21 protein-coding genes, 1 tRNA gene and 1 riboswitch are annotated in these 24,696 nt (G+C 63.8%); of the genes, 9 read left to right on the top strand and 13 right to left on the bottom strand.

What is annotated here, in order from left to right; all coding sequences use genetic code 11:
- Positions 1-140 precede the first annotated feature (140 nt).
- The 7 genes from TMS3_RS15080 (at position 141) to TMS3_RS15050 (ending at position 7,028) form a co-directional block, all read left to right on the top strand.
- Positions 141-1,430, top strand: coding sequence for an OprD family porin (locus TMS3_RS15080; protein WP_025166115.1), 1,290 nt, complete (start codon positions 141-143; stop codon positions 1,428-1,430).
- Positions 1,431-1,517: 87 nt separating this feature from the next.
- Positions 1,518-2,690: an ABC transporter substrate-binding protein gene (locus TMS3_RS15075; RefSeq protein ID WP_025166114.1), complete on the top strand. Its 1,173-nt coding sequence runs from the start codon at positions 1,518-1,520 to the stop codon at positions 2,688-2,690.
- Positions 2,691-2,765: 75 nt separating this feature from the next.
- Positions 2,766-3,626, top strand: a complete 861-nt coding sequence (locus TMS3_RS15070; protein ID WP_025166113.1) for a branched-chain amino acid ABC transporter permease — start codon at positions 2,766-2,768, stop codon at positions 3,624-3,626.
- Positions 3,627-3,652: 26 nt separating this feature from the next.
- Positions 3,653-4,693, top strand: coding sequence for a branched-chain amino acid ABC transporter permease (locus TMS3_RS15065; protein ID WP_025166112.1), 1,041 nt, complete (start codon positions 3,653-3,655; stop codon positions 4,691-4,693).
- Positions 4,690-5,613, top strand: a complete 924-nt coding sequence (locus tag TMS3_RS15060; protein WP_025166111.1) for an ABC transporter ATP-binding protein — start codon at positions 4,690-4,692, stop codon at positions 5,611-5,613. Before TMS3_RS15065 ends, TMS3_RS15060 begins: the two co-directional genes overlap by 4 nt.
- Before the next feature lie 145 nt (positions 5,614-5,758).
- The gene (locus TMS3_RS15055) at positions 5,759-6,520 is read left to right on the top strand and encodes an ABC transporter permease (RefSeq protein WP_025166110.1); all 762 of its coding nucleotides are present in this window, start codon (positions 5,759-5,761) and stop codon (positions 6,518-6,520) included.
- A 193-nt stretch (positions 6,521-6,713) separates the two neighbouring features.
- The gene (locus TMS3_RS15050) at positions 6,714-7,028 is read left to right on the top strand and encodes a hypothetical protein (RefSeq protein WP_025166109.1); all 315 of its coding nucleotides are present in this window, start codon (positions 6,714-6,716) and stop codon (positions 7,026-7,028) included.
- A 306-nt stretch (positions 7,029-7,334) separates the two neighbouring features.
- Here TMS3_RS15050 and TMS3_RS15045 read toward each other — a convergent pair.
- The 12 genes from TMS3_RS15045 to TMS3_RS14995 form a co-directional block, all read right to left on the bottom strand.
- Positions 7,335-7,408: transfer RNA gene (locus TMS3_RS15045), tRNA-Gly, on the bottom strand.
- A 100-nt stretch (positions 7,409-7,508) separates the two neighbouring features.
- A complete protein-coding gene (locus tag TMS3_RS15040; protein WP_025166108.1) occupies positions 7,509-8,393 on the bottom strand; it encodes an alpha/beta fold hydrolase in 885 nt (294 codons plus the stop codon).
- Between the two features lie 411 nt (positions 8,394-8,804).
- Positions 8,805-9,497, bottom strand: coding sequence for a 16S rRNA pseudouridine(516) synthase (locus tag TMS3_RS15035; protein WP_025166107.1), 693 nt, complete (start codon positions 9,495-9,497; stop codon positions 8,805-8,807).
- Between the two features lie 3 nt (positions 9,498-9,500).
- On the bottom strand, positions 9,501-9,719 hold the full coding sequence (locus TMS3_RS24675; protein ID WP_025166106.1) for a cysteine-rich CWC family protein: 219 nt from the start codon (positions 9,717-9,719) through the stop codon (positions 9,501-9,503).
- On the bottom strand, positions 9,716-11,188 hold the full coding sequence (locus TMS3_RS15030) for a sensor domain-containing diguanylate cyclase (protein WP_025166105.1): 1,473 nt from the start codon (positions 11,186-11,188) through the stop codon (positions 9,716-9,718). Before TMS3_RS15030 ends, TMS3_RS24675 begins: the two co-directional genes overlap by 4 nt.
- A 240-nt stretch (positions 11,189-11,428) precedes the next feature.
- Positions 11,429-13,234 (bottom strand): allophanate hydrolase, encoded by a 1,806-nt coding sequence (gene atzF, locus TMS3_RS15025; protein WP_025166104.1) that lies wholly within the window; start codon positions 13,232-13,234, stop codon positions 11,429-11,431.
- A gap of 99 nt (positions 13,235-13,333) precedes the next feature.
- On the bottom strand, positions 13,334-16,975 hold the full coding sequence (gene uca / locus TMS3_RS15020) for an urea carboxylase (protein ID WP_025166103.1): 3,642 nt from the start codon (positions 16,973-16,975) through the stop codon (positions 13,334-13,336).
- A gap of 301 nt (positions 16,976-17,276) precedes the next feature.
- Positions 17,277-17,912 (bottom strand): urea amidolyase associated protein UAAP2, encoded by a 636-nt coding sequence (locus tag TMS3_RS15015; protein WP_025166102.1) that lies wholly within the window; start codon positions 17,910-17,912, stop codon positions 17,277-17,279.
- A 10-nt stretch (positions 17,913-17,922) separates the two neighbouring features.
- The gene (locus TMS3_RS15010; RefSeq protein ID WP_025166101.1) at positions 17,923-18,651 is read right to left on the bottom strand and encodes an urea amidolyase associated protein UAAP1; all 729 of its coding nucleotides are present in this window, start codon (positions 18,649-18,651) and stop codon (positions 17,923-17,925) included.
- Between the two features lie 11 nt (positions 18,652-18,662).
- The gene (locus tag TMS3_RS15005) at positions 18,663-19,457 is read right to left on the bottom strand and encodes an ABC transporter ATP-binding protein (RefSeq protein ID WP_025166100.1); all 795 of its coding nucleotides are present in this window, start codon (positions 19,455-19,457) and stop codon (positions 18,663-18,665) included.
- On the bottom strand, positions 19,454-20,269 hold the full coding sequence (locus tag TMS3_RS15000; protein ID WP_025166099.1) for an ABC transporter permease: 816 nt from the start codon (positions 20,267-20,269) through the stop codon (positions 19,454-19,456). The genes TMS3_RS15005 and TMS3_RS15000 overlap by 4 nt, the downstream gene beginning before the upstream one ends.
- Before the next feature lie 102 nt (positions 20,270-20,371).
- Complete coding sequence (locus tag TMS3_RS14995; RefSeq protein ID WP_025166098.1) at positions 20,372-21,439, bottom strand: putative urea ABC transporter substrate-binding protein; 1,068 nt, start codon at positions 21,437-21,439, stop codon at positions 20,372-20,374.
- A 65-nt stretch (positions 21,440-21,504) separates the two neighbouring features.
- Positions 21,505-21,614: riboswitch (guanidine-I (ykkC/yxkD leader) on the bottom strand.
- A gap of 415 nt (positions 21,615-22,029) precedes the next feature.
- On the opposite strand from TMS3_RS14995, the gene TMS3_RS14990 reads away from it, so the two are divergent.
- Positions 22,030-22,524: a hypothetical protein gene (locus tag TMS3_RS14990; RefSeq protein WP_025166097.1), complete on the top strand. Its 495-nt coding sequence runs from the start codon at positions 22,030-22,032 to the stop codon at positions 22,522-22,524.
- 920 nt (positions 22,525-23,444) lie between these two features.
- Positions 23,445-24,074: a cysteine protease LapG gene (gene lapG, locus TMS3_RS14985; protein ID WP_235576645.1), complete on the top strand. Its 630-nt coding sequence runs from the start codon at positions 23,445-23,447 to the stop codon at positions 24,072-24,074.
- A 267-nt stretch (positions 24,075-24,341) separates the two neighbouring features.
- Here lapG and TMS3_RS14980 read toward each other — a convergent pair whose 3' ends face one another.
- Positions 24,342-24,680 carry a hypothetical protein gene (locus TMS3_RS14980; RefSeq protein ID WP_025166095.1) on the bottom strand — a complete coding sequence of 113 codons (339 nt, stop codon included), beginning with the start codon at positions 24,678-24,680 and terminating at the stop codon, positions 24,342-24,344.
- Positions 24,681-24,696: the final 16 nt, after the last annotated feature.

Genomic DNA, 24,696 nt, shown 5'->3' with positions numbered 1-24,696 from the left:
CCGTTTTTATCGGTTATTGCCGCTCTGCCTGGGGGAGACCGGGGCAGGGCGGGGGTAAGGCCACCCGCTTGCGTTGCCGCGCCTCGCTGCCGGCAAGGGTGGAAGTCAACACCACTACAACAACTACAAAGAGTGAAACGATGAAGCAATCAAACCCTGTACCTCGTGCAATGCGTGCCCACTTGGCCCTGGCTGTTGCCCTGGCGGTGCCCTCGAGCCTGATGGCGGCCGAAGGTGGTTTTCTCGCAGACAGCAGCGCGACCCTCACCGCGCGCAACTACTACTTCAGCCGCGACTACTCAGGCATTGTCGGGCCGAACCAACAGTCCAAGGCCGAGGAGTGGGCCCAGGGCTTTATCCTCAACTTCAAGTCCGGCTACACCCCGGGCACCCTGGGCTTCGGCGTGGATGCCGTGGGCCTGCTCGGCCTTAAGCTCGACAGCAGCCGTGATCGGGTCAACACCGGCCTGCTGCCAGTAACCGACGCGGGCAAGGCGGCCGATGGCTACAGCCGTCTGGGCGCGGCGCTGAAGGTCAAACTGTCGAAGACCGAGCTGAAGATCGGCGAGCTGCAACCCATGCTGCCGGTGCTGTATTTCGGCGATATACGCCTGCTGCCGCCGACCTACCAGGGCGCCAGCATCGTTTCCAACGAGATCGCCGGGCTGACCCTGCAAGGCGGTCAGTTGCGCTCCACCAGCCTGCGCAACGAGGCTGGCGACGGCGAACTCGGCGCCATGGTCGGCTTCGTCCCGCGGCGCCAGGCCGGCCAGTTGGTCACCACTGACCGTTTCAACTACGCCGGTGCCGACTATGCCTTCAACGACAACCGCACCGCGGTCGGTGCCTGGTACTCCCAGCTGGAAGATATCTACAACCAGCGCTATTTCAGCCTCAAGCACAGCGAACCGGTCGGCGACTGGGTGCTCGGTGCCAGCCTCGGCTACTTCGACTCGGCCGAGGACGGTGAGCAGCTGATCGGCAAGCTGGACAACCAGGCGGCGTTCTCCCTGCTGTCGGCCAAGTACGGCGGCCACACTGTCTACCTCGGCTACCAGGCAATGTTCGGCGACGACGGCCTGCCGCGGGTGTTCGCCAACGTCAGCCCGCTGGGCAACGAGGTGCCGACCTACGCGTTCGACGCAGCCGACGAGCGCTCCTGGCAGGCGCGCTACGACTACGACTTCGCCGCCCTGGGCGCGCCAGGCCTGGTAGCCGGAGTGCGCTACATCAAGGGCGACAACGTCGACACCGGCCGTGGCTTCGAGGGCAAGGAGTGGGAGCGCGACCTGGACATCGGCTACGTGGTGCAGAGCGGCTCGCTCAAGGGCCTGGGCGTGAAAGTGCGCAACGTCACCGCGCGCTCCAACTACCGCACCGACGTCGACGAGAACCGGCTGATTTTCAATTACACCTGGAACCTGCTCTGACCTCCTGCGCCGCTCCGGCCAGCTCGTCGGCGCGGCGCAACGGAGATCCGTTACATCCCGATAACCTTGCGAACCTGGATAACCACGATGAACAACTATAAGAAAATCGCTTCCACCCTCGGCTCCGCCGCCCTCACGCTGGCCCTGTTCGGCAATGTGCAGGCCGCCGACCCAGTCAAGGTCGGCCTGCTCCTGCCCTACACCGGCACCTATGCGGCCCTCGGCGAGGCCATCACCAACGGCATGAAGATGGCCATCGAGCAGCAGGGCGGCCAACTCGGCGGGCGTGCGGTGGAGTACGTCAGCGTCGACAGCGAGGCCAACCCGGGCAAGGCGGTGCCGAACATGCAGAAACTGGTCGACGGCGCCAAGGTCGACGTGGTGGTCGGCCCGGTGCATTCCGGGGTCGGCATGGGCGCGGTCAAGGTCGCCCGGGACAGCGGGGTGCCGCTGATCATCCCGAATGCCGGCTTTAACGCCGCCACCGGCCCGCTGTGTGCACCGAACATCTTCCGCACCTCGTTTACCTCCTGGCAGACCGCCTACCCGATGGGCCAGGTGGCCGCCGACAAGGGCTACAAGAACATCGTCACCGTGGCCTGGCGCTATGGTTTCGGCACCGAATCGGTAGAGGGCTTCAAGGAAGGCTTCGAGAAGGCCGGCGGCACCGTCAGCAAGGAAATCTACGTGCCGTTTCCAGACGTTGAGTTCCAGTCGCAGCTGACCGAGATTGCCGCGCTGAAGCCGGACGCAGTGTTCGTCTTCTTCGCCGGTGGCGGCGCCGCCAAGTTCGTCCAGGACTACGCCGCAGCGGGTCTGCAGGGCAAGATCCCGCTGCTCGGTTCGGGCTTCCTCACCGAGGGCACCCTGGCCGCGCAAGGCCAGGCCGCCGAAGGGGTGCTGACCACACTGCACTACGCCGACAGCCTGGACACCGAGCAGAACCGTAGTTTCCGTGACGCCTATCGCCAGCAGTTCGGCAAGGAGGCGGACATCTACGCGGTGCAGGGCTTCGACACGGGCCTGCTGCTGGCCCAGTCGCTGCAACAGGTAGCCGGCAACACCGAGGACCGCAACGCCTGGATTGCCGCCATGAGCCAGGCACACATCGCCAGCCCACGCGGCGACTGGAGCTTCTCCAAGGCGCATAACCCGGTGCAAAACGTCTACCTGCGCGAGGTGCGTGACGGCGCCAACCAGGTGGCCAGCATCGCGGCCACCGCGCTGGCCGATCCGGCGCCAGGCTGCAAGCTGCAGTAAGCGTTCCGGCCTCCGCCCGCGCCGCGCCATGAGCGCGTGCGCGGGCGGTTCACTCGTCTACGCCAGGTACTCCCGATGGATTTCTCCACTGTTCTCATCCAGACCATGAACGGTCTGCAGTACGGCCTGCTGCTGTTCCTCATCGCCAGCGGCCTGACCCTGATCTTCGGCATCATGCAGATCATCAACCTGGCCCACGGCGCCCTCTACATGGTCGGCGCCTACCTGGCCTTCTGGTTGACCGCGCTGACCGGCAACCTGTTTCTCGCCATTCTCCTTGGCCTGCCGCTGGCAGCGCTGCTCGGGGTGCTGATCGAACGCTTCCTGATGCAGGCGCTGTACCGCCGCGACCACCTCGACCAGGTGCTGATGACCTTCGGCATGATCCTTGTGATCGACTCGCTGCGCAGCATCGCCTGGGGCAACGACGTCCACAGCGTGGCGATTCCGGCGTTGCTGGAGGGCTCGATCCAGCTCACCGAGACCCTCGAATACCCGGTCTACCGGCTGTTCATTTCCGCGGTCTGCGGGCTGATTGCCCTGGCCATGTACGGGGTGCTGCAGCGCACCCGGCTGGGCATCGTCATTCGCGGCGGCGCCAGCAACCGCGAGATGGTCCAGGGTCTGGGCATCAATATCCGGGTCATCTACAGCCTGGTGTTCGCCGCCGGCACGGCGCTCACCGCGTTCGCCGGGATGATCGCTGCGCCGGTGTCCTCGGTGTATCCGGGCATGGGCAACCAGATCCTCATCATCGCCTTCGTAGTGGTGGTGATCGGCGGCCTCGGCTCGATTCGCGGCGCCTTCCTTGCCGCACTGCTGGTGGGCCTGACTGCCACCTGGGGCGCGGTGCTGGTGCCCGAGTACGCGGGCATGGCGATCTACCTGCTGATGGCCGTCGTGCTGCTGTTCAAACCGCGCGGGCTGTTCGCCTGACACCTGCCCTTCGGAGGATATGCACCATGCGTCCCTTACCTCGCACCATCCGCTATCTGTTGCTGGCACTGACCCTGCTGCTGGCCGCTTTTCCGCTGTTCGGCGAGAGCCTCAGCGGCGAGCAGCACAGCTACCACCTGCAGCAACTGACCCACATCATGATCCTCGCCATCGTCGCCCTCAGCCTCGACCTGCTGGTCGGCGTGACCGGCATGGTCAGCCTGGCCCAGGCGGCGTTCTTCGGTATCGCCGGCTACAGCCTGGTGCTGTTCGCCCCGGAGTTCGAGGCGGTGAATTTCTGGCTGGCCCTGGCGCTGTGCCTGGCGGTCAGCGCCGCCGCTGCGCTGCTGATGGGCCTGTTGATCATCCGCACCTCGGGGATCTTCTTCATCATGGCGACCATCGCCTTCTCGCAGATGCTCTATTACCTGTTCCACGACTCGGCCTTCGCCGGCGGCTCGGATGGCATCTACCTGTTCCTTAAACCCGAGGTGGCCATCGCCGGGGTGCAGCTGCTCGACCTGGAAAACCCGCGCAGCCTGTTCTACCTGGTACTCGGCTCGTTGGTGCTGCTCTACCTGCTGCTGCGTACTTGCCTGCGCGCGCCGTTCGGCCGGGTGCTGCTGGGTATCAAGCACAACGAGGAGCGGGTCCGTTCCATGGGCTACAACCCGCTGTTCTACAAACTGGCGGCCTTCGTCATCGCCGGCACCATTGCCGGTTACGCCGGCATGCTCTCGGCCACCCAGTACGGCTTCGTCAGCCCCGGCCAGGTCAGTTGGCAGCTCTCGGCCCACGCCCTGGTGATGGTCATCCTCGGCGGCATGGGCAGCCTGTTCGGCCCCATTCTCGGCGCCTTCGCCTTCGAAGGCCTGCACCAGCTGTTCGCCGGGCTGACCCCGCATTGGGAGCTGCCGATGGGCCTGGTGGTGATTGCCATGGTCCTGCTGTTGCCGCGCGGCATCGCCGGGCTGCTGTTGCAGCTGTGCAGTGCGCGCAAAGCCAAGCCCGCCGACGACGCGGCGCTGTCCACTGCCGTCGCGGTGAACAAGGAGACCAGTGTATGACTGCCTACGTTCTACAAACCCAGGGGCTGAGCAAGGCGTTCGGCGGTCTGCGCGCGGTCAGCGATATCTCATTGTCCGTCGCGCCCTGCGAGGTGCACGCGATCATCGGCCCCAACGGCGCCGGCAAGACCACGCTGATCAGCATCATCTGCGGCATCGTCAATCCCGGTACGGGCAGGGTGCTGGTCGATGGCCAGGACATCATCAAGGACTACCGCGCGGCGCGCTCGAAGATCGGCCTGGTTCCTCAGGAACTGGTCAGCGAGGGTTTCGAGACGGTCTGGGCGACGGTCAAGTTCAGCCGCGGGCTGTTCGGCAAGAAGCCCGACCCGGCCTACCTGGAGCGGGTGCTGCGCGACCTGTCGCTGTGGGACAAGCGCGACGCCAAGATCATCGAACTGTCCGGCGGCATGAAGCGCCGGGTGATGATCGCCAAGGCGCTGTCGCATGAGCCGCAGATACTGTTCCTCGACGAACCCACCGCCGGGGTCGACGTCGAGTTGCGCCGCGACATGTGGAACATGGTCCGTGGTCTGCGCGCACGTGGCGTGACCATCATCCTCACCACCCACTACATCGAGGAGGCCGAGGAAATGGCCGACCGCGTCGGCGTCATCAGCCAGGGTGAGATCATCCTGGTGGAAGACAAGCAGGCGCTGATGCACAAACTCGGCAAGAAGCAGCTGACCCTGCAATTGCAGCAGCCGCTGGCGAGCATTCCTGCCGAACTGGCCGGGCACCCACTGGAACTGGCGGACGATGGCCATGCGCTGGTGTTCACCTTCGACGCCCAGCGCGAGCACACCGGCATCGCCGAGCTGCTCAAGGACTTGGCCCAACGCGGCATAGACTTCAAGGACCTGCAGTCCAGTCAGAGTTCTCTGGAAGAAATCTTCGTCAGCCTGGTGTCAGGTCGATGAGAAGCTACTGCACTCGATTATGCCGCGTTGAAATCGGGCTCGGCCTGCTCATGTACAACTCGTACACTCCGCGGCCTCGCCCGATTTCGCCTTGCCTAGCCTTCGCTCGCGATGCTTCTCAACGACCTGAATCGGAGTCACGGTCATGAATTTCTATGCGATCCGCGCAATCTACCTGTTCGAGCTGGCGCGCACCTGGCGCACCCTGCTGCAGAGCATCGCCACCCCGGTGATTTCCACCTCGCTGTATTTCGTGGTGTTCGGCTCGGCCATCGGTTCGAGCATGACCGAGGTGCATGGCGTCAGTTACGGCGCCTTTATCGTGCCGGGGCTGATTATGCTGGCGCTGCTCACCGAGAGCATCTCCAACGCCTCGTTTGGCATCTATATGCCCAAGTACTCCGGGACCATCTACGAGGTGCTGTCGGCGCCGGTGTCCTACCTGGAAATCCTTATCGGCTACGTCGGCGCGGCGGCGACCAAGTCGATCATCCTCGGATTGGTGATCCTGGTCACCGCGCGCCTGTTCGTCGATTTCGAGATTCTCCATCCGCTGTGGATGCTGGCCTTGCTGGTGCTGACGGCGGTGACCTTCAGCCTGTTCGGCTTCATCATCGGCGTCTGGGCCGACGGTTGGGAGAAGCTGCAGGTGGTGCCGGCGCTGATCGTCACGCCGCTGACCTTCCTCGGCGGCAGCTTCTACTCGATCAGTATGCTACCGCCGCTGTGGCAGACCGTGACCCTGTTCAACCCGGTGGTGTACCTGATCAGCGCCTTTCGCTGGAGCTTCTATGGCGTCTCGGACGTCAACGTAGTGCTCAGCCTGGGGATGATTTTCGGCTTTCTGCTGCTGTGCATCCTCACGGTCGGCTGGATCTTCAAGACTGGCTACCGCCTGAAGAGCTGAGCGATTGCTGTGCCAGGGGGGCAGCAGGGTGCGGCACTGGAAATCGATCCGAGCTAACACGTGCCGCTTCCACTTTGTCTTTTAAAGCAGGCACACTTCTCCCGGCAGCAATCGCTCTATTGAACCAGGGCGAGGAATTAGCGAGCCGTAATGGCCATGCAGTGCTTGGAAGTACTGAACAAAGGAGTTGGGAATGGACGCCAGGGAAAAACAAATGGCTGAGTTGTTGAGCTTGACGGCGCGCAGCCTTACCCATCTGACCGCCTCGATAACGGCGATGTCGTTCGAGCTGATCGCTAGCGAAGACAAGGTCGTGCGGGCAGCCGGCAAACGCATGATTACGCGTATGGCAGCGGTCAACACCGAACTCGATCAGCAGTGGCAGATCATCAGCCAGTTATCAGGCGTGATGGTAGCCCCACCGCACGCCATGGAAGAGGTGCTCTTGCAGCCGCTGGTGCTTGCCGATATTCAGGCAGTCGAGGTTGCGGCGGCCCTCGACAAGTAGCGCTTCAGTCACAACCTACAAGGTTTTCGACGAGGCTCAAATACCAGTTGCCTTGTGATCACGCGTCAGCGCCGGTCACTCGGCTCGCCCAGCAAAGCCTGCGGGAGCCCAAACTCCGCAATGCCAGCCACCAGTCGATGGCGCGGCGTTCTTCCCGCTACCTCGCTGAAGTCATCGCTGTCCAGCCTGAGCCTCGGAATGAGGCTATTCGATTAGGGTCGTTGACTGATTTCCACAGTGTTCACATTGGCAAAAGCCGGAAACGAAAAAGCCCTGTCGGAAAACAGGGCTTTAACTTGAACAATCTGGAGCGGGCGAAGGGAATCGAACCCTCGTTATCAGCTTGGGAAGCTGGAGTAATGCCATTATACGACGCCCGCTTTTGCGGATGCCTTTGTACCAGAAGTCGCGCGCTAAAAGAAGCCCGCACCGAGCGCAATCTTGTTGCGACTCGGTGCTAGAGCAGCAGAATGGCATGTTTCATACGGCCATCGCGTGCTGCAGTTCGACTTGCGGGCGGAAGGTTGTGCTGCGTTGCGGCGTGCTTTGCAGAAAGCCCAGCAATACATCCCGGCTTTGCAGCCAAGCGGCCTTGTGTTCCATGTCGAGGAAGTGTCCGGCATTGTCGATGGTGGCGAAGTGGCAATCACTGAGGTGTTGGGTGAGCACGCGCACGTCCTCGGGCGCGGCGTATTCATCGTGCTCGCCATTGACGAACAGCAGCGGAATCTTGATGCCGGCCAGGCACTCCATCTGGCAGTGATTTTCCATGTGCACCACCTGATCTACGTGGGAGAACATCTGCCGGTATTCGTGTGCGTCCAGGCTGGCGATGTGGCGATGGTTGAAGCGCTTGAACAGCGACGGCAGGTGTTTGCCGATGGTGTTGTTGACCAAGTGGCCGAGATTGCTGCCGTCCGCTGCGTGCAGGTAGCTCAGGCCTTTTTCCAGGTAGTCGAGCATCGGCTCGTTGAGCAGCGGCGAGAAGGAGGTGATCACCGCTTTTTCGATGCGTGCCGGGCGTTGGGCCAGGGCCAGCAGGGCGGCGACACCACCCCAGGAGAAGGACTGCAGGTAGTCGACGCGAAAGTGCTCGATCAGGTCGAGGAGGATGAAGGCCTCGTCTTCCTTGCTGATCGAGTGAGCGTTGCTGTTGTGCGGCTTGGACTGGCCGGCGTAGGGCTGATCGTAGAGCACCACGTTGAATTGCGTCTGCAGGTACTTGACCGTTTGCGCGAAGGCGGCGGTGGTGGACAGCGAGCCATTGACCAGGATGATGGTCTTGCGCGCTGCAGGGCTTGCGTAAAACTCCGTGTGAACCTTGTAAGTCCCGTGAACATCGACGACAGCGATAGCTGGCTTCATGTTGTTTCCTCCTGGCGCAAGTTAGGCTTGGCGAACGGGGCAGCCGTTCGCCGGGCAAGCAAGGTAGGACAGTAGGAAAGCGCCTGGACATGACAAACGAATGTCAGGCTGGGGATTTTTATAAGTTATTTATTTTCAATCGGTTAGGGCCGAAATAGAGCATCCTCTCCAACCTTTTTCAAGGTGTTGGAGGGCGTCTTGTAACCAGGCAGGAACCCATTTCGCGCAGCGCGCAAGCAACCGAAAGAACGCTTAGATGGCTTCTGTGACTCGACGGTCACATCAAGACCTTATGGCTCGATTTAAGCAGTGGGCCCCAGTCGTGGCAAGCGCTAATTTCATTAGTGGCCTACCGTTTATCGGGTAGTGAGCTAATGATTGTGACTTGGGCCGAACTGGTCGTCAGTTGCCTCAGAAACAGGCGATCTCGGCCGCTGTCAGCGCGCGGTACTGACTGGGGGCGAGTCGTTCGTCGAGGACGATTGCGCCCATGCTGATGCGATGTAGGCCGACGACCTTGTTCTGGAAGTGGCCGAACATGCGCTTGACCTGATGGTAGCGGCCTTCGCACAGGGTCAACCGGGCACGGCGCGGCGCTAGAATTTCAAGTTCGGCGGGCTGGGTGATCAGGTCCTCAAAGCGAAAGTAAAGGCCTTGGGCGAAAGTGGCGATACAGGCGGGGTCAATCGGCTCTTCGGTCTCGACCAGGTATACCTTGGGCTGCTTGTGTTGCGGCGAGGTCGCCCGGCGTGACCACTGGCCGTCGTTGGTGATCAGCAGCAGACCGCTGGTGTTGAGGTCGAGACGACCGGCCAGGTGCAGCTCGTGTTTGTCCGGCTCGGCGAGCAGGTCGAGCACGGTGCGGTGTTCGGGATGCTCGGTGGCGCTGACCACGCCGATTGGCTTATGCAGCATGAAGTAGCGCGCGGCTTTGCCGGTTTGCAGCAGCTCATCATCCAGCTCGACCCGGCTGAACACGCTGACCTCGCTGTGCCTGTCGCAGCAGGTCTGGCCGTCCAGGCGGATGCGTCCGCTGGCCAACAGTTGGCGTACTTCCTGACGGTTGAAGCGGGGCAGGTTGCTGAGGAAACGGTCGAGGCGCATGGGCTATCGGGCTGTGGGTTCAGTCTCAGCCGGCGGTAGTGCTTGCGCGCAATTCGGGCACAGGCAGGCGCGATTGCGCAGCTCGGGCGGCAGGCTGTCGAGCACACCGGGCTCGATGCGGGCAGCGAAACACCAGCAGTGCGCCACGGGCGTTTGCGCGTTGGCCTGGGCGCATTGGTTGGGTTGGCCACAGCGTGGGCAGGTGAGGGCCTGAGCACTCATGTGGCGTCCTCGCAGAGGCGGTTGCGCCCGGCTTGCTTGGCTCGATAGAGCGCCTGGTCGGCACGGGCGAGCAAGTGGTCGAGCGCATCGCCCGAGCGCAGCTCGCTCAGACCGATGCTAACGGTGACCTGCAGGGCGGTGCCGTTGAAGAGGAAGGGAGTCTGCTCGGTTTGCTGGCGAATCTTCTCACCCAGCTGGTGCGCTTGTTGCGGGGTAGTGTTCTTGAGCAGCAGGATAAATTCCTCGCCGCCCCAGCGACAGATGATGTCGGACTGGCGCAGGTTGTTCTGTAGCTGCTGGGCGAAGCCACGCAGCACTTCGTCTCCAGCGAGGTGACCCTGACTGTCGTTGAGCTGTTTGAAGTTATCCAGGTCGAGCAGTAGCGCGCACAGTGGACTCTGCTCACGGCGCGACTCCTGAATGGCCTGATTGACCAGCAGATCGAAGCCGCGGCGATTGGGCAAACCGGTGAGCGAGTCGGTGGTGGCCAGGGTGGCGATACGCGCTTGATAGCGGCGCAGGGCGATGCTCACCAGGCCGAGCACCACGCCGATGACCAGCAGGCAGATCAGCAGGTTCACATAGAGTGAGTGACGGATGCCGGCCAGGACGCCGTTTTCCTGTTTGTCGACGAACAAATACCAGTTCAATTCGGGAATGAAACGCACGTTGAGGAAGTGTGCGCGGCCCTGTGCCTGGTACTCGAAATTGCCGCTCTGCGGTTGTGGCAGTTTCGTCTGCAATTCTGCCAGGCCCGGCACTTCGCTGAGCATCTGGCCGGTTTTCGCGCCCTCTGGGCCGCCATTGGCCCCCGTGAGGGCGATACGTCCGCTGGCGTCGACGAAATACACGCTGCGACCGTAGCGCTGCTGGTAGGCGTCGATCAGTTGCACCACCGCATCCACGGTGAGGCCCACGCCGGTGGCGCCGATAAAGCGCTGCTGGTAGTCGAACACCCGGTGATTGATAAAGAACGTCAGGCGATCCTGGTTGGCCAGGTCGACGTCGACATTGATCTCGTAGGGCGCCTGCATATCGCGTACGCGAAAGTACCAGTCGTCCCGTGGCTCGTTGAGTTTGACCTGTTTCAGCACACCTTTGGCCTGGTAGTAGGTGTGGGTGTTTTCCGAGACGAAGAAGCTGGTGACTGCGCCGTAATGTTCCTGCACCTCGCTGAGGTAGCGGGTCATTTGCGCGGTGTCCTGCTCGCCGGCCATCACCCAGTCACGGACGAAGGTGTCGCGCGCCATCATCGAGCCAATCAGCACGGGACGGACCAGATCCTTCTGGATTTCCGAGTAGACGTTATCCGAGGTCAGCGGCAGTTCGGTGTTGACGATGTTGTCGCGCACCGTCTCGAGCGCGGCGTAGTAACTGGCCAATGAAGTGGCGAGAAAACCGCTGCCGAGCAGCAGCAGGAGGAACAGCAGCAGGTAGCGCTGGCGATGGATGGGCGGGGTCTGCTGCATGGGTAAAGCCTGGGAATAGTGGCTGCTATCCTAGCCCGGCCAGGTCTGGGATGCCAGAACGGCTATCCAGAGCTAGGCCGGCTGCGCGATGCGGCGTGGATGGTTGCCGGACCAACCGCCCGGAATCGTCGCCGATCTGCTGCGGCTGCAAGTCGAGCGACAATCTCGAACCGGTGTGGCACCGAGTGGCTTCTAGCGGTTGAGTCGCGCGGGCCGGTGTCAGCCAGGCCCGCGCGGCAATCAGCTGAGGCTGCTGAGGAAGGCGCGCCATCCGCCAAAGTGGCTGATGTTTACCGCGCCTTCGATGCCGCAGGGCTCGCAGATGAAACCGGTTTCCCAGCGGCCGTCGGCCAGTTGCACTTTACCCAGACCGAGGGGTGCGGGGATGCCGGTGAGGAATGAACCGAGCTCGCTACTGGGCAGTTCCCAGACTTCGACCGCGATAGCCCGACCGCCTTGGGTGACCCGCAGCATACCCGGGCGCAATGGTGGGCCGCCGGCCAAGGCATAGAGCTGATAATCGGGCGAGCTGTGGGTGGCTTCGATCAGTCGACCACCGCGTTGCTTCAGTTGCCAGTTCAGCACCAGGCCGTCGAGGTGTGCGCCACAGACCACCAGGCGGGCGCGGTCGTTGCCCGCCAGGTTGGCTGGGGCCGGCAGCTGCAAGGCGCGCTCGCCGGCCAGCGGCAGGTCGCTGTGGCGCTGCAGGGCGTCGGCCAGGCTGAGCAGGTACTGGTCGGTGAAGGCACGGCCGAACAGGGTCACGCCCCAGGGCAGGCCGCCCGCCATGAATCCGGCCGGCACTGCGACGGCGGCGTAGTCGAGCATGTTCATGAAATTGGTGTAGTAGCCCAGGTCGGAGTTGCGGGCGACCGGTTCGGCCTGCAGTTCGGCCAGGGTCACCGGGCGCGGGTAGGCCGGAGTCAGCACGCAGCCGAGCTCGGTCATGATCCGCTCGCACTCGGCCTTGAGCGCCTGCAGGCGGTACTGCGCACGGAAGGCGTCCACTGCGCTGGTACCCGGCGCCTGTTCCAGCACGGCGCGGATCACCGGCAGTACCGCGTCGGGCTGGGCCTCGATCAGCTCGCCGGCGACGCTGTAGCGTTCGGCCACCCAGGGACCTGCATAGAGCAAGCGGGCGGCTTCCAGGAAGGGCGTGAAGTCGATTTCGATGGCTTCGCCGCCGAGTGCCTTGAGGTGCTCGATGGTGCTGGCGAATAGCGCGGGGCTTTCCGGGCAGCCGAGGAACTCCAGTTGCTTGGGCACGCCGAAGCGCCAGCCTGGGCGCGGAACACCGAAGGCGCTGGTGTCATTCCACAGCGGGTTGCCCCGACTGTAGGCATCGCGCGCATCCAGCGTGGCGGTCAGCGCCAGCAACTGGCTGGCCTCGCGGGCGCTGGCACTGAAGTAGCTGACGCAGTCCAGGGTGCGGCAGGCCGGTACCACGCCGGCGGTGGAGAGCAGGCCCTTGGTCGGCTTGAGGCCGACCAGGTTGTTCAGCGCCGCCGGTACTCGGCCGCTGCCTGCGGTGTCGGTGCCGAGGGCGAAGCTGGCCACGCCGAGGGCCACGGCCAGCGCCGATCCAGCGCTGGAACCGCCGGATGGATAATCCGGGTGCAGGCTGTTGCGGCATGCGCCGTAGGGCGAGCGGGTGCCGTTGAGGCCGGTGGCGAACTGGTCGAGGTTGGTCTTGCCCAGGGGCACCGCGCCGAGGGCGATCAGTTGTGCGACCAGGGTGGCACTCTGTTCGGGCAGATAGGCGAAGGCCGGGCAGGCAGCGGTGGTGGGCACGCCGGCCAGGTCGATGTTGTCCTTGATGGCGAAGGGCACGCCGTACAGCGGCAGCTCGGCCGCGGTCCTGCCGTCCAGCGCGGCCAGGTAGGGCTCCAGCTCGGCTTCGCTGAGCAGGTGGATGAATAGGTTGAACTCGGGGTTGAGCGCCATGGCCTTCTCGCGCAGGGCGAGGATCAGCTGGCGCGGGGTCAGGCTGCCATCGCTGTAGGCGGCTTGCAAGGCGCTCAGGCGCAGGTCGAATTCGTGCTGCATAGGTCGCGTCCTCTGTAGGGTGGATGGCGTTGTATCCATCCACCAGCGATGCTGAGGCATCGTCAATGGGCCGGCCGTGCGGCCGGTAGGGCTTCTCTGTCAGGCTTCTTCGAGCACCACCACGCACTGGCCGGCGCGCACCGGCGAGCCTGGCTGCACGCGGACTTCCCGAACCAGGCCGTCACGCGGCGCGGTGAGCGGGATCTCCATCTTCATCGACTCGAGAATCACCAGCGTCTCGCCGGCTTTGACTCGGTCGCCGACCGCCACTTGCACCTGCCAGAGGTTGCCGGCGATATGGCTGTCGATGCCGTGCTGGCCGGTACCGAGGGCAACGTCCTGGCCAATCTCGACTGCCACCTCCTCGCTGTCGAAGTGCGCCTGGCCAGAGTCGATCCAGCGCTGCCGTTCGGCGGCGAAGGCGCCGCGTTGCTGGTGGCGGAAGGCGGCGATGCCCTCGGCCTCTGCAGCGAGGAAGTCCTGGTAGTCGGCCAGGTGCAGTTCGCTGTGCTCGATGCGCAAGTCGTAGCGACCGAGGGGGAAATCGCGGCGGATGCGCAGCAGTTCCTCGGCGCTCACCGGGTAGAAGCGGATCTGATCGAAGAAGCGCAGCAGCCAGGGTTTGCCGTCGAAGGCGGCCACTTCGCGGTAGCGGTTCCACATCTGCAGGGTGCGGCCGACGAACTGGTAGCCGCCCGGGCCTTCCATGCCGTACACGCACATGTAGGCGCCGCCGATGCCCACCGAGTTCTCCGCGGTCCAGGTGCGGGCCGGGTTGTACTTGGTGGTGACCAGGCGATGACGCGGGTCCAGCGGAGTGGCCACCGGCGCGCCGAGGTAGACGTCGCCCAGGCCCATCACCAGGTAGCTGGCCTCGAATACGGTGCGGTAGACCTCGTCGAGATTCGGCAGGTCGTTGATCCGGCGAATGAACTCCAGATTGCTCGGGCACCAGGGGGCGTCCTTGCGCACCGTGGTCATGTACTTGTCGATGGCCAACTGGCAGGCCGGATCGTCCCAGGACAGCGGCAGGTGAACGATACGCGACGGCACCTTGAGATCCTGGGCGGCGCACACCGCGTCCCATTCACCGGCGACTATGCCGAGCAGGTCATTGAGTGCCAGGGTTTCCGGCAGGTAGTGCAGCTGCAGCGAGCGGATGCCCGGAGTGAGATCAATGACACCGTCGAGGCTCTTCGCCTCCAGCGCCTGCATCAGTGCGTGGCCACGAAAGCGCAGCACCAGGTCCAGTTCCGGCTCGCCGATTTCCAGCAGCAGGTGAGTGTCGCCGGACAGGCGGGCGACCAGGCGGCAGTCGCCTTGGCCGATGTCGAGGACGATGGGCGAGGGGAGGCCATTTGCTTGTGTAGGCGCGAGCTTGCTCGCGATCAGGGATACCGCAGGATCGCCAGCAAGCTGGCTCCTACATAGGTTTGCACATTCAAGGTTTTTGGCTTTGGCCAAGGTCCTTGCCGTGGCGATATCCACCGGGGCAAACCTGACCTTATCGCCGGCTTTGAGCTGGCCGAGCTGCCACAGGTCGGCCTCGATGATGCTCACCGGGCAAACGAAGCCGCCCAGACTGGGGCCGTCCGGGCCGAGGATCACCGGCATGTCGCCGGTAAAGTCCACCGCGCCGATGGCGTAGGGGTTGTCGTGAATATTCGAGGGGTGCAGGCCGGCCTCACCGCCGCTGTCGCGTACCCATTCCGGCTTGGGCCCGATCAGGCGCACGCCGGTGCGGCTGGAGTTGAAGTGCACTTCCCAGGCGGTGGCGAAGAAGGTGTCGATGTAGCCCTCGGTGAAATATTCCGGGGCGCCGTGGGGGCCGTAGATCACGCGGATCTCGCGCACGGCCGGTAACGGCTCGCACAGTTCTGTGGGCAGTTGTGCGCCGGCATGCGCCTCGGCGAGAGGTAAAAGGTGCAACACATCGCCGGCGCGCAGGGCGCGGCCGCCGTGGCCGCCGAACTGGCCGAGGGTGAAGGTGCTCTTGCTGCCCAGGTAATCCGGCACCTGCAGGCCGCCGCGCAGGCACAGGTAGCTGCGCGCGCCGCTGCCGGCGATGCTGCCCAGGCTGAGGCTGCTGCCGGCCTTGATCAGCAGCGCGGTGTTCATGGGGCGTGGTTCACCGTCGAGCAGTAGCGGAATCACCGCGCCGGTCACCGCCACCAGTGCATCGGTGTTGAAGCGCAGGTTCGGTCCGCTCATGGTGATTTCCAGGGCGGCGGCGCCTTGTTCATTACCCAGCAGGCGGTTGCCCAGGCGCAGGGCGCGGTCGTCCATCGGCCCCGACGGCGGTACGCCGACGGCCCAGTAGCCAAGGCGGCCGGGGTAGTCCTGCACCGTGGTCTGGGTGCCGGCGGCCAGCACTTCGAAGGTGTTGGCACGGTACACCAGTCCTTCCAGGCAGCGGGTCCAGGGGCTGCCGCTGGCGAAGGGCGCGTCGAGCAGGATCTGCCGCAGGTAGTCGCGGTTGCTTTCCACGCCATACAGCAGGGTATCGGCCAGGGCCTGATCCAGCGCCAGGCTGGCCTGATCGCGGCTCGGCGCCCAGGCGATCAGCTTGGCGAGCATCGGGTCGAAGTAGGGCGGGATCTCGCAGCCGGCCTCGACCCAAGTGTCGATGCGCAGCGCCTGGCCATCGGCTTGGGGGAACTCGACGGCGGTGAGCAGGCCGGGGCTGGGCTGGAAGTCGCGGCCCGGGTCTTCGGCATACAGGCGTGCCTGGATCGCGTGGCCGTTGGGCGTGAGGCCTTTGCCCAGCTCGCTCAGCGGGGCCAGGTCGCCGGCCGCCAGTTCGATCATCCAGCGCACCAGGTCGACGCCCCACACCTGCTCGGTGACGCCGTGCTCGACCTGCAGGCGGGTGTTCACTTCTAAGAAATAGAAGCGCTCGGCCGCGCTGTCGTAGACGAATTCGACGGTGCCGGCGCTGCGGTAGTCGACCGCCTTGGCCAGCGTGATCGCCGCGGCGCACAGTTGTTCGGCCATGCCGGCGGGCAGGTTCGGCGCCGGGGTTTCCTCCAGCACCTTCTGGTTGCGCCGCTGCACCGAGCAGTCGCGTACGCCGAGGGCCAGCACCTCGCCGCGCCCGTCGCCGAATACCTGCACCTCCAGGTGCCGGGCACGCTGGATGTACTTCTCGATAAACACGCCGGCGTCACTGAAGTTGTTCTGTCCCAAGCGTTTGACCGCGTCGAAGGCCTCACTCAGCTCCTCGGCCGAGTGGCACACGCGCATGCCGATGCCGCCGCCGCCGGCGGTACTCTTCAGCATCACTGGGTAGCCGATAGTTTCACCTGCGCTCAGCGCGGCCTCGAGGCTTTCCAGCAGCTCGGTGCCCTCCAGCATCGGCACCCCGTGCTGCTTGGCCAGGGCGCGGGCGGTGTGCTTGAGCCCGAACACCCGCAACTGCTCGGGCGTCGGGCCGACGAAGGCGATGCCGGCCGCTTCGCAAGCTTCGGCGAAGGCAGCGTTCTCCGAGAGGAAGCCGTAGCCGGGGTGGATGGCGGTGGCGCCACTGGCCTTGGCGATGGCGAGAATCTTCTCCACGACCAGGTAGGTGTTGGCGGCCGGGCCTTCGCCGAGGCTGTGGGCCTGGTCGGCCTGCTGGATATGCAGGCTGGCGGCGTCGGCCTCGGCGTACACGGCCACGCTGCCTACGCGCAGTTCATGGAGAGTACGCAGGATGCGGCAGGCGATGGCGCCGCGGTTGGCGATCAGCAGTGTGTCGAACATGGTTGTTTCCCTCGAAAGGGCAGGCGGGCCGTCCCGCGGTATTCGGTCTGCACCCCGGTCGTCCGGGGCTGGAATGCGGTTTTCTTGTAGGAGCCAGCTTGCTGGCGATCAGCGGCGACGCAAAAGCATCGCCAGCAAGCTGGCTCCTACGGGTTCGCGGTGTTATCGGGCTTTTGCTGCAAACACTGCCCGGAGCGGCTCTGGCACAGGCGCAGTAGCCAGCTGCGTAGCCCGGATGCAATCCGGGGCATGGCGGCGCTGGTTTCCCGGATGACATCCGGGCTACGGGGACAACGTCGCTTCAGTCCCATACCAGTACCTCGGCCGGGGTCGGGTTGTAGCCGTTGCACGGGTTGTTCAGCTGCGGGCAGTTGGAGATCAGCACGATCACGTCCATGTGCGCCTGCAGCTCGACGTATTTGCCGGCGGCGGAGATGCCGTCCTCGAAGGTCAGGCCACCCTCGGGGGTCACTGGCACGTTCATGAAGAAGTTGATGTTGGCGCCGATGTCGCGCTTCTCCAGGCGCCCGTCGTGCAGACTGGCACGCAGGAAGTTGTCGCGGCAGCTGTGCATATGGCGCTTGTCCAGCGCGTACCTGACCGTGTTGCTCTCCTGGGCGCAGGCGCCGCCGAGGGTGTCGTGGCGGCCGCAGGTGTCGGCCGTGATAGTGAGCAGCGGGTTGCCCAGGTTGGAATAGAGCACGCTGCCGGTGGTCAGGTAGACGCGCTTTTGCTTGCGCAGGGTGCGCTGCGGGTCATAGCGCTCGCGCGGGTTGCGCGCGCTGTAGAACAGGGTGTCGACCGCCTGGTTGCCTTCCAGGTCGAGCAAGCGCAGGGTCTGCCCGGCCTTGACCTCGCAGAGGAAGGGTTCACCGGCGCCGATGGTGGCGCGGTACACAGCGGCTTCCGGGTGCTTGTCGCTTCGGATAAGAGTCATGGGGCAGCCCTCAGAGATACAGACGTTCGGTGTTGTGGAAGCCGCGCTGGTTTTCCGGGCGCGAGGTGCGACAGAGCACGCTGATACCGTCGCTCTCGATCTGGTGCCAGCTCAGTTGCACCGGCTTGGGCGCATAGGCAGGGTTGGGGTCAAGCGGGTGTTGCAGGGCGCTGAGCACGACCAGTGTGTCCATCGGTGCGTACAGTTCGAGGTAGTCGCCGGCCTGGGAGTTGCCCGGCTGAAAGTGCAGGCCGCCGTCACCATCGACGCTGACCTTGCTGAACAGATTCAGGCACATCAGCAGGTCCTGCAGGTTCAGGTTCCACTTGCCCAGTTCCACCAGCAGGTTGTCCACGCCGTTGCGGAAGAAACCGTTGCGCAGTTCCTGATAACGGCCAGCGCCGTATTTCTCCCGTACTTCCTCGGCATTCAGCACGCCGCCCAAGCTGTCGTGCCAGCCGCAGGTGTCGGCGGTGATGGCGGCGAGCACCCGGCCCATGTCCGAATACAGGCAGTGGCCGGCGGTGAGTTTGGCTGTGTGCTGGCACTTGAGGCTGTCCGGCAGGTTCAGCCGTTCGCTCTTCTCATGGGCGTTGAGCAGCAGCAGGCTGACGTTGGCGCCGCCTTCGAGATCGGTCAGGCGCAGCAATTGGCCGCGTTTGAGCACGAACGAGCTGTGGCCGCCGCCGGGCAGGGTTTCTTGGTAGAGGGTGGGGCGCAGGGTGAGTGAGGCAGTCATGGAGAGAGTCCTTACAGGGCCGGGTGCAGGTTGCCGCTGATGTGCGACGGCAACGCCTCGACGGCGGCGCGGGTGGCGCGGCGGTCGCTGTTCAATGGAATGTCGTAGGTGATGCGCGCGCCGAAGGCGTTCGGTGCATGGGGATCGAGGCGCACCTTGTCGAACACCAGCAAGCGGGTGCCGAGGCTGAAGCCCTCGCTCAGGTCGTGGGTGACCATGAACACGGTCAGCTTGGTCTCGTGCCACAGCTCCAGCAGCAGCGCGTGCATGTCCTTGCGGATGCCCGGGTCGAGCGCGCCGAAGGGCTCGTCGAGCAGCAGTACACGCGGCTGCATGATCAGCGCCTGGGCAATTGCCAGGCGTTGCTGCATGCCGCCGGACAGCGCGCTGGGGTATTTGTCCAGGGCATGGCCGAGGCCGACCTTGGTCAGCATCTGCGCCGCTTCGTCCCGCGCCAGGCGTTTGTCCGCGCCGAACAGCCGGCCGCACAGCGGCGCGCGCGGCAGCTCCAGGCCGAGGGCGACATTATCCAGCACGCTCAGGTGGGGGAACACCGAGTAACGCTGGAACACCACGCCGCGACTGGCATCGGGCTCGTCCGTCAGCGGCTGGCCTTGGATGTGGATCTCGCCGCGGCTGGCGCGTTCCTGGCCGAGCAGCAGGCGCAGGAAGGTCGACTTGCCACAGCCGGACGCGCCGACCAGGGTGCAGAACTCGCCTTCGTTGATCCTCAGGTTCAAGCGTTCGAGCACGACCTGGTCGCCGTACTCCTGCCAGACATTTTTAACCGTGATGAACGCGCTCATGCCTTGGCTCCTGCATACCAGGGGAAGGCCAGGCGGGTGAGCTGGCGCAGGCCGAGGTCCATCAGCCAGGCAAGCAGGGTGATCCAGGCCACGTAGGGCAGAATCACGTCCATTGCCATGTAGCGGCGCACCAGAAAGATCCGGTAGCCGAGGCCGTCGGTACTGGCGATGGCCTCGGCGGCGATCAGGAACAGCCAGGCCGAGCCGAGCACCAGACGCAGGGCAATCAATAGGCGCGGCAGGATCTGCGGCAACACCACGCGCAGGATCAGGGTCCAGGTGCTGGCGCCAAGGGTCTGCGCCTTGATCAGCAGTTCCGGTGGAATCTCGCGGGCACGCTGCTCCAGGTCGCGGGCCAGAACCGGGGTGATGCCGATGACAATCAGCATGACCTTGGCCAGTTCGCCGAGGCCGAAGGTGATGAACAGGATCGGCAGAATCGCCAGCGGTGGCACCATCGATAGCACGGTGAGCAGCGGCGACAGCGGCGCGCTGAACAGCGGCAGAGTTCCGGCGGCGATGCCCAGGCACAGGCCAAGCAACGCAGCGATGCCCAGGCCCATGCCGAGGCGCTTGAGGCTGGCGGCGCTGTCCTGCCAGAACAGGTAGTTGCCGCTGCGCTTGTCTGCCGTGAAGGCCAGGCGATCGACCGCCGCGGCCATCTGTGTAGCGCTGGGCAGCAGCTTGTCGTTGGGATTGTTCGCCAGGCGCTGCGCCGAACCGGTGAAGTAGGCGAACAGCAGCAGGGCGAAGGGCAGCAGTATCAGCAACAGACGGCCGCTGCGGTCGGGATGGCGGTTGATCAGGCGCATGTGACGTATCCTAGGGCGCTCATGGGATAGCAGGTGTGGGAGCGGATTAATCCGCGATGGCGGAGTGCGCAATCGCAAATAAATCCGCTCCGGCGACTCCCGTCAGAGCGCGCCGTCGGCGGCCATCTGCATATAACTCGGGTCGAAGCGCAGCTTGAGGTTGCCCTTATCGCCGGTGACCACGTTCCTGGCGAAGCCCATGCCGATGGCATCGCTGCTCTGCGCACCCTCGCCGAGCAGGCCGTGGTCGAAGGAGAAACTCGCGACCTTGCTCATGGTCGCCGGCAGTTTCGGGCTGTTGGCGAAGGCCACGGCATCCTTGGCCGCATAGAACATCTTGGTCGCCGCCAGTTGTGCCTCGTAGCCGGCCAGATCGGTGCCGGAGGCCTTGGCCATGTGCGCGCGGGCGGCTTTGCCCTCAGCGGTATCGGCGCTCATGATCGCCATGATCTCGTACCAGGCACCGGTCAGGGCCTTGCCGAAGGCCGGGTTGTCCTTGAGGGTGTCGCTGTTGACCACCATCAGGTCGATGATCTCGCCGGGGATCCGGCTGGAGTCGAACACCTGGGTCACCTTCGGGGTGGCGGCGACCTCGGCCAGCAGTGGGTTCCAGGTGGCGACGGCCTGTACATCGGCGGTGCTGAAGGCGGCCACCAGGTCGGCGTCCGAGGTGTTGACCACGCTGAGGTCTTGTTCGGAGAGGCCGACCTTTTCCAGGCCGCGGGCCAGCAGGTAGTGGGACACGGAGAGTTCGACCAGGTTGACCGGCTGACCCTTGAGGTCGCCGAGGGTCTTGTTCTCACCCTTGATGACGATGCCGTCGTTACCGTTGGAAAAGTCGCCGATCAGCAACGCGGTGGAATCGACGCCGCTGGCCGCCGGTATGGTCAGGGCGTCCATGTTGGTCATGGTGCAGCCGTCGAATTGGCCGGCGCTGTATTGGTTGATCGACTCGACGTAGTCGTTGATCTGCACCACATCGATGTTGATGTCGTACTTCTTCGCCCACTTGTCGACGATGCCTTCGGCGGCGCCATATTCCCAGGGCATCCAGCCGGCATAGATGGTCCAGCAGACACTGAAGTTGTCTTTGGCGGCGGCATGGCCGTTGAAGCTGATGGCGGCAGCGAGGCCGGCGGCGAGTACTGCGATCAGGCGGGGCGTACGCATAAGGAACCTCCAGTTCGAGTAGGGACGGCAGGAGTGCGCGGCGGTCTCCCCATGAATGGGGCGCGTTCTCCCGGGCTTTTATCCCGCCGTGTAACCTCGAAGGAGGTCGCCAACTCTCGGACCAGTCACCCGTCGATTCTCTGATCGGCGGGTCGGAACCCTAGTCGGCTATTGCAAATTGTGGTGCCGCGATCCCGGCTAGCCGGGTTATTCCTGCACACTCAGGGGTAAGCGAACATCGTGCCAGTTACGCCGGGCGTTCTAGCTTGAGGTCTGTGGCGGCGATGCCGGTAGAGTGGCTGGGTCGCCTGCGCCGTGATGGTGCGCAATGACCGCCTTGTGCTACTTCGCGGGGCGTCTTCCAGGCTCGCCACCGTCGGCGGCCCGAGGTCGTCCCTTGCTGCTCAGTTGCCGGCAGTGGCTGTCGAGACGCCGCGAGACTCGCCGTCGCGCGCACCTTGAAACAATTGGTCATCGAATAGACCGTGTGGGACTGCACTGCAAGCCGAAACAGAGGGTCTGATTTTGTGAGAGACGATCCCAGGTGCCGACAGCGGTCTGCACCGTTTCAGTGATCGCAGGAGGCCACTATGCCCTACAAAGTCTTACTTGCTGCGCTGCTGGGCCTGAGCCTAACCGGTTGTGCGGTGTACGGCGGCGGTTACGATCATGCTTATCGCGGCCATGACCGCTATTACGCCGGCAGCTCCTATCAGGTGCAGCGCTATCCGGTCTATGTTGCGCCGCGGCATTACGGTTATGACAACCGGCGTTATGACAGGCGCCATTTCGATAATCGACGACATGACCCGCGCCATTTCAACCAACAACGGCATGACCAGCGCCGCTATCTGCCGGCACCACCGGCGCGCTTTTCCAACCATGAGCGGCGCTCGGGCCATCGCATCGACGGGCACCGCGATCAGCGTCGCCACGACTATCGTGATACGCAACAGCGGCGGGGCTGGAACGGCCAGCGCTTCGATCCGCAAGAGCGTACACCGAGGTACCAACGGCACGACCAACGTGGTGACCACCGATCGCGCGGGGATCGGCGGCGCGGTATGGATATACGACACAACTAACAGGTCGTTGAAAAATGTAGCGAGCGACGGTTAGGGCCGTAGCCGTTCCCTACGGGTAACGGCATTTCCCACATCCCTGTGGGTCACAAGGCGAATCGGCCGCAACGCAGCGAGGCGGAGTAACAGCCGGAGGCTGGCCCGCAGGGTGAGCGTAGCGAATCAAAAGCGCACGACGGCATGGATGCAGGAGGTAGGGCGAAGCAGGATGCCCGAGCCGAGTGTACGCGTTGTCATTGAGCATTTTGAGACGCTGCGTCCCGGGCCGATTTCAACGCTGCATAACCTAGCGCAGTAGTTTACAACGGCCTGCTAATGGCCAACGCGTGGTCGGCGTAACCTCCGCACAAGCCCCTGGGGGCGACGGGGTCGGCTGGCGATCTTCCGGCTGGATCTGTTCAGATCAGTGCTGTCGGGCCAGATTGTGTGCGGCGCGGCTGACCCGGTCAGAGGCTAACTGTCTGCCCATCCTCACGCGGTAAGTGGCAGCAAGACCTGATGTCCGCCGCGCACCGCCTTGGCCACTGGATGCCAGGCGGTAAACCTGGATTGTCCTCGATAAATCCTACCTAGACACCCAGATGAGCGGCGGAAGTGTCTGCTCAGAGGAGCGCTGCTGGGCGTCGTCGAGGTCGATGGCAACCTGCTGGATATCATGACCTTCCTTTGGTTGCTTTGACTTCAGCGAGGTGCCGATTGAGCTGACCGGGCGTTGAGTGGCTTGTCTCATGGCTCAGGCGCCATGAGGTTGCCAGCCGGCGCGCATTCGGGCGCTCTCTCAAGTTGTGTCAGTATTCTGGCGATTGTTTTTTTTACATCGCCCCCGCACCATGGCCATCATCCTGATATATGGAAATCTCGGCTTGCTGACGGGTCGTCTCAACGCTTTGCGTGCGTGTCGTCGCTGGCCTGCAGCGTCAGTCTTGCTGCTGTCCGCATTGCTGGGCGTCGGTGCGCTGCAAGCCGACTGGGATTTCACCCTCATCAGTAAAAGAGCCGAGCAGTTATACGGGCCGCTCGGGGCGGGGCGAGGGCGGATCGACGACTGGCAGCGCCTGTTGCAGGAGCAGGTCGGGGCCGATGAAATGGCGCAGCTCAAGGCGGTCAATCTGTTCTTCAACCTGCGCCTGCGGTTTCGCGATGATATCGAACTGTGGCGGGTCAAGGATTACTGGGCCACCCCGGTCGAGGCATTGCTGCTGGGCGGGGGAGACTGTGAGGACTTCGCTATCGCCAAGTACTTCAGCCTGCGCCAACTCGGCGTGCCGAGCGAGAAGCTGCGCATCACTTACGTCAAGGCGCTGCGCCTGAACCAGGCGCACATGGTGGTCACCTACTACGCCCAGCCGAACGCCATGCCGTTGGTGTTGGACAACTTGATCGACGCCATCCAGCCCTCCAGTCAGCGCAGCGATTTGCTGCCGGTTTATGCGTTCAATGCCGAAGGTTTATGGCTCCCTGGCAGTCGCGGCGACAAGTCTGTCGGGGACAGTAAGCGGTTGTCGCGCTGGCAAGATCTATTGAGGAAAATGCGCGCCGAGGGCTTTCCCTGAGGCCGGCCCATAGAAGCCGCTTACGTCACTGTTCAAGTAGTTGTTCATCGCCATCTGTGTACTGATGCTGGTGAACTTTACTGGCAGTTTTCTGGTGAGCGTGGAGAGCTCACGCGAGCAGCAAGTCACCAGTTGCGCGCCTATGCCCAATTGCCGAGCGGGTCGAGAGCGAGGGAGAGTGGCAGGTGTTGCGTTCAATGGGGATCGAAGGTGTGCAGGGCCGTCTGTTCGGCGAACCGGCCCCCTGGCAGTAAGAGCTGGGGTCGATCAGATCAACTCGGACTCATCGTCATTGATCAGCCGGTTCAGCCCGCCTAAGGCATCACGGGCCTTGCTGCGCCCTACCAGCTTGGCCTGGGCCTCTTCGGGCAAATCGGTGATACGCACAACACCCTTGCGGATCAGCACGCTAATCAGGTCTTCCAGCACCCGGATCATGTCCAGGTCGCTCTGCTGCAACTTCAGCAGGCTGTTTTCCACGGCCTGATTGGCAAACCAGTCCTGGGCTTCCTGGCTGTCCGCGGCCAGTTCGCCGTTCATCTCGTCGAACGGCGCCGCCTCGACGCGTTGCAGCTTGCCCCAGGTATCGCGCTTTACATACAACATCGACCTCTCCTTACTC

Source organism: Pseudomonas taeanensis MS-3 (assembly GCF_000498575.2).
In the GTDB taxonomy this organism is placed as follows: domain Bacteria; phylum Pseudomonadota; class Gammaproteobacteria; order Pseudomonadales; family Pseudomonadaceae; genus Aquipseudomonas; species Aquipseudomonas taeanensis.
Note: the sequence above shows the minus strand (reverse complement) of the source record. Positions and strands in the feature narration are given on the sequence as shown.

Coding starts and splice junctions, on each gene's coding strand:
- TMS3_RS15080 (WP_025166115.1), top strand. CDS start 141: ATGAAGCAATCAAACCCTGTACCTCGTGCAATGCGTGCCCACTTGGCC.
- TMS3_RS15075 (WP_025166114.1), top strand. CDS start 1,518: ATGAACAACTATAAGAAAATCGCTTCCACCCTCGGCTCCGCCGCCCTC.
- TMS3_RS15070 (WP_025166113.1), top strand. CDS start 2,766: ATGGATTTCTCCACTGTTCTCATCCAGACCATGAACGGTCTGCAGTAC.
- TMS3_RS15065 (WP_025166112.1), top strand. CDS start 3,653: ATGCGTCCCTTACCTCGCACCATCCGCTATCTGTTGCTGGCACTGACC.
- TMS3_RS15060 (WP_025166111.1), top strand. CDS start 4,690: ATGACTGCCTACGTTCTACAAACCCAGGGGCTGAGCAAGGCGTTCGGC.
- TMS3_RS15055 (WP_025166110.1), top strand. CDS start 5,759: ATGAATTTCTATGCGATCCGCGCAATCTACCTGTTCGAGCTGGCGCGC.
- TMS3_RS15050 (WP_025166109.1), top strand. CDS start 6,714: ATGGACGCCAGGGAAAAACAAATGGCTGAGTTGTTGAGCTTGACGGCG.
- TMS3_RS15040 (WP_025166108.1), bottom strand. CDS start 8,393: ATGAAGCCAGCTATCGCTGTCGTCGATGTTCACGGGACTTACAAGGTT.
- TMS3_RS15035 (WP_025166107.1), bottom strand. CDS start 9,497: ATGCGCCTCGACCGTTTCCTCAGCAACCTGCCCCGCTTCAACCGTCAG.
- TMS3_RS24675 (WP_025166106.1), bottom strand. CDS start 9,719: ATGAGTGCTCAGGCCCTCACCTGCCCACGCTGTGGCCAACCCAACCAA.
- TMS3_RS15030 (WP_025166105.1), bottom strand. CDS start 11,188: ATGCAGCAGACCCCGCCCATCCATCGCCAGCGCTACCTGCTGCTGTTC.
- atzF (WP_025166104.1), bottom strand. CDS start 13,234: ATGCAGCACGAATTCGACCTGCGCCTGAGCGCCTTGCAAGCCGCCTAC.
- uca (WP_025166103.1), bottom strand. CDS start 16,975: ATGTTCGACACACTGCTGATCGCCAACCGCGGCGCCATCGCCTGCCGC.
- TMS3_RS15015 (WP_025166102.1), bottom strand. CDS start 17,912: ATGACTCTTATCCGAAGCGACAAGCACCCGGAAGCCGCTGTGTACCGC.
- TMS3_RS15010 (WP_025166101.1), bottom strand. CDS start 18,651: ATGACTGCCTCACTCACCCTGCGCCCCACCCTCTACCAAGAAACCCTG.
- TMS3_RS15005 (WP_025166100.1), bottom strand. CDS start 19,457: ATGAGCGCGTTCATCACGGTTAAAAATGTCTGGCAGGAGTACGGCGAC.
- TMS3_RS15000 (WP_025166099.1), bottom strand. CDS start 20,269: ATGCGCCTGATCAACCGCCATCCCGACCGCAGCGGCCGTCTGTTGCTG.
- TMS3_RS14995 (WP_025166098.1), bottom strand. CDS start 21,439: ATGCGTACGCCCCGCCTGATCGCAGTACTCGCCGCCGGCCTCGCTGCC.
- TMS3_RS14990 (WP_025166097.1), top strand. CDS start 22,030: ATGCCCTACAAAGTCTTACTTGCTGCGCTGCTGGGCCTGAGCCTAACC.
- TMS3_RS14980 (WP_025166095.1), bottom strand. CDS start 24,680: ATGTTGTATGTAAAGCGCGATACCTGGGGCAAGCTGCAACGCGTCGAG.